Raw genomic sequence first — 8,453 nt, 5'->3', positions numbered from 1 at the left:
TCAGGTGTTCCGCACCCCGCCAAACCGGCGGTTTGTGGTGTTCCTGATCGGGGTAAAGCCCGTCCGCTTCCGCATTTCTGTGGAAGCGCCTCCCGAAGCCTACCGGCTCAGAGCACTGCTCGAACCAACACGGTTTCGGAGAGGAAGGATGCTGCCGCCGGACCGGTCCGGTTCCGAGCCGGCCCCGAGGGCCGCTCGCCGTCCCGTGGCGACTCGGTGAACACTACTCCTGTCCGGAACACCGAGCAAACCGAAACACCTGTGTCGCCACTCACACTTCACTCCCTCCCCGTCTTCCCGTCGCCGCCGCCCCTCACCGCTCGCCGCTCGCGCTTCGCAACTGACGACCCGCGCACCGCTGAGGACACGACGACCACGGACACCACACGGACACCAAGAGCCACATCCCCACCACGTATCGAAGGAGGACTCACCTCGTTGAGGAAGGCGACCCGGGCGAGTACTCACCGGAATGACAAAGAACGGGTGCGCTCTGGATGACCTTCTGGTTCAAGCTGTGACCGATTTGGAACACGGACGGGGACGTGAATAGGAGATCTTCTCCACCCGCCCTCCCCCTACCTCTCCTATTGCAGTGTTTCCGCAGGCCAGAGCCCCATCACATCAAACCAGGGGCGTTTACCAGCAAACATGCAGAAAGGCGGGAAAAGTTGTTGGAACACCCTTGAAATCCTTCTGGTGGCGATACATGATGTGCAGCGTTACTGGAACGGATTCTGGCCCGGTGGCACCCCGCTGGACGGGGACGGACCACGACCAGGCCGCGTGCCGGATGTTCGGGGGGACGGCGGGCGCAGCGCGGCCATGCACCCATGGAAGGACCTGCATGGACACCACAGCCCCCACCGAGACTCCTGGAAGTCACACCAGCTGGAAGCGTTTCGCGCTCTTCTCCATCCCGGCGAGTGTCGCCGTGGGCGGCATTCTGATCGCCATGGCCCAGGGTGCGCTCGCGGCCTCCTTCACCGTCTCCGGCCAGGACTTCAAGATCTCCGCCGCCGAGCTGGACGGTGAGGGTTTCGTCCAGTACGGCTGGCTGGACCAGACCGTCCGCGAGGAGGCCGTCCCCGTCGCCGTCGCCGGAATCGAGCACGCGGAGATCGAGGGCCTGTGCCAGTCGGTCCTCACCGAGTTCCCCATCATCGGCGAGATCTCGCTCCAACTGACCGCCGGCGACCAGGGCACCCCCGTCATCGCGGAGAACCTGGTCATCGACATGTCGCAGATGGACGGCGACGCCGAGTTCAAGAACATCGAGATCGGCCGCGACGCTGGCACGCTGGACCAGGGACCCGAGGGAGCCCAGGGATTCAACGACCTGTTCGGCATGCAGTCCGACACCATCGTCGTGGAGGACCTGGAGCAGACCGCCAGAGCGGCCAGCGCCGGGACCTTCCGCCTCTCCGGGCTGAGCCTGGGCATCAGCCTCGGGGAGAACGAGTGCTTCTGAGGTCGCCGCGGAGCCTGACGGGGGGCTGGCGCCGATGGCGCAAGCGCCGTCCCTTCGCGGGAGGGCTCCTGATGATCCTCTCCGGTGTCGTCATGACGTCGTTCGTCGTGATGCCGGTGGAACTGATGGTCCAGACCGGGATCGGCGGGGTCTCCTCGCTGATGTTCGGCGGCATGCTCGTCGTCCTCGGCCTCATCACCTGGTTCACCCCGAACCAGCACGTCATCTCCGGATCGTTGGCCGGATTCCTCGGCCTGGGCGCACTCATCCTCTCCAACCTGGGCGGTCTGGTGATCGGCACGCTGCTGGCACTGGTCGGCGGCGGCCTGGCCTTCTCCTGGCGGCCCGTGACCCGGCCGCCGCGTGGAGGGCGGCGCCCACACGACCAGGCACGGCAGGAGATGTCCGGGGAGGCGAACAGGGAGAACGGTGAGGGGCCGGATGCCCCGGTCCTCCCGCCTCCGGCCGTCCCCCGCGCCGAGGGGTGACTCCTCGGAGAGCACAGACCGTCCGAACCATGCCCCCCCCTGATCACCGGGGGCACGCGGGAGCGGATACCCGGGCCCGCGTGTTCCCGGTCGTCCACCAGGAAAACCACGTCTACCGAGTCGGCGCGTACCTCTGTACACCGCCCGGTCGGCGCGTTCGCGCGTCCACCGGCCGTTACACACAAGGAGTACTCATGTCGGTTCCGCGACCGATGGCCCCCGCTCGCGTCCTCCTCGCCGCCGCCGCGGCCGGCGCCCTGGCGCTGACCTGGGGCGGCAGTGCCGCCGCCCAGCAGGGTTCGACCACCGTGGCGCCCGCCGGCGCGGCCTTCGAGGCCGCGTTGAGCGGCAGTGCCACCTTCACCGCAGGCAGCGTCGTGGTGACCTGCGATGTCTCGTCCACCTCCCCGGGCGGCGGAAACAACCTCGTGCCCGGGGCGCCCGGCAACCACAACCCCGACGGCGCGGTCTCCTCCACGATCAACGCCCCGGACTTCACGGACTGCTCGACCAACGTGCCCTTCGTGGGAGCGACGGTCGCCGTGAACGACCCGGTGTGGGAGATGACCATGCAGCACGGCTCGCCGAGCGTCGGCACCATGGTGATCCCCGCCGGGGGCATCGTGGTGTCCACCAGCGGCCTGTCCTCGTGCACCGCGACGGTCAGCCCGGGCGGCCCGGTCGGCATCAACGGCTCGTGGACCAACGGCGACCCGGCCTCGACGCTGGCCTTCGACACCGCGGCCCCGGTCGTGGTGACGGGCGGGTTCGGCTGCCCGACCAACGCGACCGAGGCGCCCTTCCAGGCGACCTACGAGGTGACCAACACCGATGACCCGGCCTCGCCGATCACCGTGACCGGCTAGGTCGTGTTCTTTGGACCGTTCCGGGCTCGCGTCCACCAGGCCGCCTCTCGCCACGCCTACGCGCTCGTGAAGCACGACCAGGCTGGACTTCGCGCATCGCCTTGCGAGAGATCGCCTGGGACGGCCGCCCGCTGACCCGAAAACCTTCCAGAAAACACTCCCTACGAACAGGCTCCGTCCCCCGGGCCACGGGACCGCGTGTGCGATCGCCCCGTGGCCCGGACACGGCCGCCATGCCGTCGGGGGCCGCCGCGCCTCGCGCGGCGGCCCCCTCGCGGGGTCTCCCTACATGTCGTCGTCGCCCATGTCGTCTTCGGACGTCTCCTCGTCCATGGGCTCCTCCGACATCTCCTCGCCCTCCATGTCGTCGCCCTCCATGGACTCGTCCGACATGTCGTCGCTCATGGACTCCTCGGACGTCTCCTCGTCCGCGGACTCCTCCGACATCTCCTCGCTCTCCACGGTGTCGCCTCCGGCGGCGCCGTCGTTGCACGCGGCCAGGCCGAAGACCGCGACGAGACCGACGGCGCCGCCGGCGAGGATTCGGCTGAGCTGGTTCGGGGGAATCGTGCGCATGGTGTTCTCATCTCCTTGTCATCGCTGTCGCGATGGGTTGGCCGGGTCCGTTCGGGCCCGGAGGTCTGTCGCGCGGTGGCGGCCGGGGTCAGGCCACGGTCACGGTGACGGTGTGGTGGCCGGTCGCCCCGTCCGGCGCGGGCGGCGCCTGGTCGGAGGGCTGCGTGTGTCCGTCGCGGTCGGTCGCGCGGACGGCGATCCGGTGCTCTCCGGGCTCGGCGTCCCAGTCGAGGACCCACTGCCGCCAGGTGTCGGCGGTGTCCTCCTCCGCGAGCCTCGCCTCGGTCCACTGCCCGCCGTCGACGCTCACCTCCACCCGGTCGACACCGGTGTTCTGGGCCCACGCCACACCGGCGACGGTGGCCTGCCCCTGCCCGAGGTCCGCACCGTCGCGGGGGGTGTCGATGCGCGACTGGGTCTTGACCGGGCCCCGCGCGGACCAGCCCCGGGGCACCCAGTAGGCGTCGAAGGCCTCGAACGTGGTCAGCTCGATCTCGGTGATCCACTTGCAGGCGGACACGTATCCGTACAGGCCGGGAACGACCATGCGGACGGGGAATCCGTGCTCGTAGGGCAGCGGGCGCCCGTTCATGCCGACCGCGAGCATGGCCTCCCTCCCGTCCATGGCGTCGGCGACGGGCGTGCCGATGGTCATCCCGTCCTGGGAGCGCGAGACGAGCTGGTCGGCCGGTCCCCCGTCGGCGGGGGAGCGGACACCGCTCTCGGTGAGGAGGGAGGCCAGCGGCACGCCGATCCAGCGCGCGTTGCCCACGTAGGACCCGCCGACCGGGTTGGACACGCAGGCCAGGGTGATGTCGCGCTCCCTGAGGTCGGGATGGTCCAGCAGTTCGGCGTAGGTGACGACCCGCTCCCGCGTGGTCCCCAGTCCGTGGATGCGCAGCGACCACGTGGAGGCGTCGACGCGCGGCACCGACAGGGCGGTGTCGATCCGGTAGAAGTCGGCTTCGGGGGTGAAGAAGGGTGCGAGCCCGTCCAGCTCCAGGTCGGCGCCGTCGGGAAGCGGTGCGGCCCGGTCGCCCGGGCGCGGGAGCACCGCGTTGTCGGGAGTGAGGCCGGCCGCGGGCGCCGAGGCGGTCAGGAACCGGGCGCCTGCTCCCGTGCCCGCGGACGCGGCGGCCGCGGCCCCGGCCAGCAGGGCGAACCGGCGCCGGTCGAAGCCGGCGGGAGGAGGGCCGGTGGAGGAGTCCGCGCCGTCCACAGCCTGTGGACGCTCGGCCGCGACGCCGAGCAGCCAGAGGAGGACCCCGGTACAGGCGGCGGCGCCCGCCAGCGTGGGCAGCGCGTCGAGCGGTCCGCTCCCGGGACGGGTGAGCACGGACGCCAGGCCCACGGCCGCGAAGGCGGCGATCCCGACCGGGCCGACGGCCCTCCTGCGTCCGGCGGCCGCTCCCACCAGGGCCGCCGCCAGGGCCAGGAGCACCGCTGTCCCGATGAGCAGGACGGGTTTGTCCGCCGTCCCGAAGGCGTCCACGGCGAACTGCTTCACGGGCGGCGGCGTGAGGTCGACGACGGTGTCCCCGACGGCCAGCAGGGGTGTGCTGGTGGGACGTGACAGCGCCACGGCGGCGGCCTCGGCCACGGCCAGCGCGGACGCGGTGGCCACGAGCCCGGCGACGGCGGCCGGTCCCCGGCGGGTGCTGCGAGTGGTCTCGGACATGTCCCCGGTTCGGTGCGGATCCGGGCGGGGCGACAGCCAGAATGATAACGAGTGGGTAAAGTCCGCCAAACCGGGGTCACCGGCCCGGCGACGGCGCCGAATGCCTGTGGCAGGCATGGAAGAGGTGGTGGCCGATGAAGCGGACGGCCGGATGGGAACACGGGGAGGCCGGGACTCCCGGCGGTGGAGGCGCGCGTGACGAACCCCTGACGCGCTTCCTCCAGCAGGCCGCCATCGGCGACCTGGCCGCGTTCGAGGGGGTCTACCGGCAGCTGTCCGGCCCGGTGTTCGGCATCGCCCGCCGGGTCATGCTGAACGACGCGCAGGCCGAGGAGGTCTGCCAGGAGGTGTTCTTGGAGGTCTGGCGGACCTGTGCCCGCTATGACCGGTCGCGGGGAAGCGTGTCGGCGTGGGTCCTGACCATCGCGCACCGGAGGGCCGTGGACCGGGTGCGCTCGGAGCAGGCCTCGTCGACCCGTCTCGCCGCCGCCGGGCGCCTGGAGTCCGAGGCGACCCCGCGGGACTCGGTTCCCGACCAGGTCGAGCACCGGCTGGAGCGGGAGAAGGTGCGCCGGTGCCTGAGCAGGCTCACCGAGGCCCAGCACGAGGCGGTCCGGCTCACGTACTACACGGGGTACACGCAGCGGCAGGCGGCCGACCTGCTGAAGGTCCCGCTGACCACGGTCAAGGGGAGACTGCGTGACGGCCTGATCAGGCTGCGTGACTGCCTGGGGGTGAGCGTATGAACGAGGCGGGTGTGCACGGGCTGACCGCGGGGTACGCGGTCAACGCCCTGGCCCCGGAGGAGGCGGAGGCCGCCGAACGGCACCTCACGGAGTGCGAGGACTGCCGGCGCGACCTGGCGGACTTCCGTGAGACGGCGGTGCGTCTGGCCGGGGCCGAGACACGGGAACCCCGGCCCGAGGTGTGGGAGGCGGTCCGCGGGGCCGCCCTGCGGACCCGCCAGCTGCCGCCGCTGACCGATGCGTCGGAGCGGGACGGCCGCCCGCGTGCCGAGGTGGTGCGCCTGCCGCTCCGGTCCCGGTGGCTGCCGTGGATGATGGCCGCGGCGTGCGCACTGGTCGCGGTGATGCTCGCGGGGACCCTGGTCTCGGTGAGCCAGCGGATGGACTCCGAGGCCCAGCACTCGGCGGCGATGGAGGAACTGCTCGCCGCCTCCGACACGAACATGGTGGAGGCCCCGCTCGGCGAGGCACGGGCGACGGTCTTCGCCTCCTACGAGATGGACGCGGCGATGCTGGTGGTGGAGGGTCTGCCGTCGGCTCCTCGGGGGATGGCCTACCAGATGTGGTGGGCGGACGAGGGCGGTGTGCGCTCCGCGGGGATGCTCGAACCCTCGGCGGAGGGTCGGCACTCGGGGATGGCCAAGGACATGGGGAGCCCGGAGCAGCTGCGCGTGTCACTGGAGCCGGAGGAGGGCGCCTCGGAGCCGAGCGGGCGGGAGATGTCGATCGACATGTGACCCGGTGCGGCCCGTGGTCTCGTGCCGGGGTGACAACTACGCGCGGGTGGGGACTCACCCGGGGACGGAGAAACGGCGCGGGTTCCTCGCTTACGGTCGCAGTACTTCCGGGGAGTCACGAGGCGAAGGCTCCCCGGGCAGGCGCGGAACGCTTCGCCCGTCCCGTCCGCTCCCGGAGACACCATGGCGCCCAACGCCGAAGGATCGTCCGCAGTCCCACGACTGTTCCAGGCCCTCAGAACGGCGCGGGTCCTGGTCCGCGCCGGTGTGCTCGGTCCCGGACGCCCCGACAGGATCGTCCGTCAGCTCCGCGCCCTGCGCACGTGGGGCGCCACGATCGCCGGCGGTTACGCCGCCGCGAACGAGCGCGTGCCCGACGCCGTCTCGGTCATCGACGAGCGGGGGCCCGTCACCTTCCGCGAGATGAACCTGCGCGGACGCGCGCTGGCCCGGGACCTGCACCGCGCGGGGGTGGGGCCAAACGCGCGGGTGGGCGTGCTGTGCCGCAACCACAGCGGCTTCGTGCAGGCGATGGTGGCCTGCGGCCGCCTCGGTGCGGACACCGTGCTGCTGAACACCGGGCTGTCGGCGCACCAGTTGGCCGAGGCGGTGGTGGGCAACAGGGTGTCGGTGACCATCGCGGACGCCGAGTTCGAGGGCCTGTGCTCGGAGCTGCCGCCGGAGGTGGTCCGGGTGACGGCCTGGGGCGAGCCGTCGGCCGGGGGGCCACGGGTGCCGTGGCGGGCGGAGGAGGGCACGGAGGACGATCCGCCGCCGCCGGAGCGTCCGGGCCGGTTGATCGTCCTGACGTCGGGGACGACGGGTGCGCCCAAGGGGGCGCGGCGGCCGACCCCGAAGGGGCCGCAGGACGCGGCCTCGGTGCTGTCCCGCATCCCCCTGCGCTCCTCGGACCGCGTCCTGGTCTCGGCGCCGATCTTCCACACGTGGGGGCTGGCGGGCGTACAGCTGGGCATGTCGATGCGGGCGACCCTGGTGACGCGCCGATCGTTCGATCCCGAGGACGTGCTGCGGACGGTGCAGGAGGAGCGGTGCACGGCGCTGTTCGCGGTGCCGGTGATGCTGCGGCGGATCATGGACCTGCCCGGGGCGACGCGGGAGCGGTACGACACCTCGTCACTGCGGGTCGTGGCGTGCAGCGGTTCGGCGATGAGCCCGCGGCTGATCACGGACTTCATGGGCGCGTTCGGGGACGTGCTCTACAACCTGTACGGGTCGACCGAGGTGTCGTGGGCGACGATCGCCACGCCCGAGGACATGCGCGGTTCTCCCACCACGGCCGGTCGGCCGCCTCTGGGAACGCGGATCGCGGTCCTGGACGGGGACGGTGCGGAGGTCCCGCCGGGAACCGAGGGGTCGATCCACGTCGGCAACGACATGCTCTTCGACGGCTACACGAACGGGCGGGGCAGGAGTGTCGCGGGCGGGTTGATGGAGACCGGCGACCGGGGCTACGTGGACGCGGACGGGCTGCTGCACGTGGCGGGCCGGGACGACGACATGATCGTCTCGGGCGGGGAGAACGTGTTCCCCCGGCCGGTGGAGGAGGCGATCGTGACGCTTCCGGAGGTGCGGGAGGTCGTGGTGGCGGGCGTGCCCGACGAGGAGTTCGGGCAGCGCTTCGCGGCCTTCGTGGTGCCCCACGAGGGCGGAAGCGTGGACCCGGACGGGGTTCGGACGCACGTGCGCGATGTGCTCGGCCGGTTCTCGGTGCCGCGCGACGTGGTGGTAGTGGACGAGCTGCCGCGCAACGCCACGGGCAAGGTGGTCAAGCGCCTGTTGCCGTACCGGGCGCCGCGCCAGTAGATCCGCGCGGATTCCGGCGGACCGGAATCCGCGCGGACGAGCCGGACACGAATCCCCCTTCCCTTTC

At 71.5% G+C, this 8,453-nt stretch carries 8 protein-coding genes; 6 read left to right on the top strand and 2 right to left on the bottom strand.

All coding sequences use genetic code 11. The features are described from left to right. Positions 1 to 847 precede the first annotated feature (847 nt). From FYX01_RS03185 to FYX01_RS03175, 3 genes are all read left to right on the top strand, one after another. Positions 848 to 1,471 (top strand): DUF6230 family protein, encoded by a 624-nt coding sequence (locus FYX01_RS03185; protein ID WP_150237303.1) that lies wholly within the window; start codon positions 848 to 850, stop codon positions 1,469 to 1,471. Positions 1,472 to 1,485: 14 nt separating this feature from the next. Next, positions 1,486 to 1,959: a DUF6114 domain-containing protein gene (locus tag FYX01_RS03180; RefSeq protein ID WP_263363641.1), complete on the top strand. Its 474-nt coding sequence runs from the start codon at positions 1,486 to 1,488 to the stop codon at positions 1,957 to 1,959. A gap of 194 nt (positions 1,960 to 2,153) precedes the next feature. Further along, positions 2,154 to 2,825: a hypothetical protein gene (locus FYX01_RS03175; protein WP_150237298.1), complete on the top strand. Its 672-nt coding sequence runs from the start codon at positions 2,154 to 2,156 to the stop codon at positions 2,823 to 2,825. Between the two features lie 285 nt (positions 2,826 to 3,110). Here the strand turns inward: FYX01_RS03175 and FYX01_RS03170 are convergent, their stop codons facing one another. Both FYX01_RS03170 and FYX01_RS03165 read right to left on the bottom strand, forming a co-directional pair. Next, a complete protein-coding gene (locus FYX01_RS03170) occupies positions 3,111 to 3,401 on the bottom strand; it encodes a hypothetical protein (RefSeq protein WP_150237296.1) in 291 nt (96 codons plus the stop codon). Positions 3,402 to 3,489: 88 nt separating this feature from the next. Next, positions 3,490 to 5,079 (bottom strand): molybdopterin-dependent oxidoreductase, encoded by a 1,590-nt coding sequence (locus FYX01_RS03165; RefSeq protein ID WP_150237294.1) that lies wholly within the window; start codon positions 5,077 to 5,079, stop codon positions 3,490 to 3,492. A gap of 134 nt (positions 5,080 to 5,213) precedes the next feature. On the opposite strand from FYX01_RS03165, the gene sigK reads away from it, so the two are divergent. From sigK to FYX01_RS03150, 3 genes are all read left to right on the top strand, one after another. Continuing rightward, positions 5,214 to 5,825: an ECF RNA polymerase sigma factor SigK gene (gene sigK, locus FYX01_RS03160; RefSeq protein ID WP_150237292.1), complete on the top strand. Its 612-nt coding sequence runs from the start codon at positions 5,214 to 5,216 to the stop codon at positions 5,823 to 5,825. After that, positions 5,822 to 6,562, top strand: a complete 741-nt coding sequence (locus tag FYX01_RS03155; RefSeq protein WP_150237290.1) for an anti-sigma factor — start codon at positions 5,822 to 5,824, stop codon at positions 6,560 to 6,562. The genes sigK and FYX01_RS03155 overlap by 4 nt, the downstream gene beginning before the upstream one ends. A 183-nt stretch (positions 6,563 to 6,745) precedes the next feature. Continuing rightward, positions 6,746 to 8,386, top strand: coding sequence for an AMP-binding protein (locus tag FYX01_RS03150; RefSeq protein ID WP_150237288.1), 1,641 nt, complete (start codon positions 6,746 to 6,748; stop codon positions 8,384 to 8,386). The last annotated feature ends 67 nt before the right edge of the window (positions 8,387 to 8,453 follow it).

The sequence above is a fragment of the Nocardiopsis quinghaiensis genome, from assembly GCF_008638365.1.
Lineage (GTDB): Bacteria > Actinomycetota > Actinomycetes > Streptosporangiales > Streptosporangiaceae > Nocardiopsis > Nocardiopsis quinghaiensis.
Note: the sequence above shows the minus strand (reverse complement) of the source record. Positions and strands in the feature narration are given on the sequence as shown.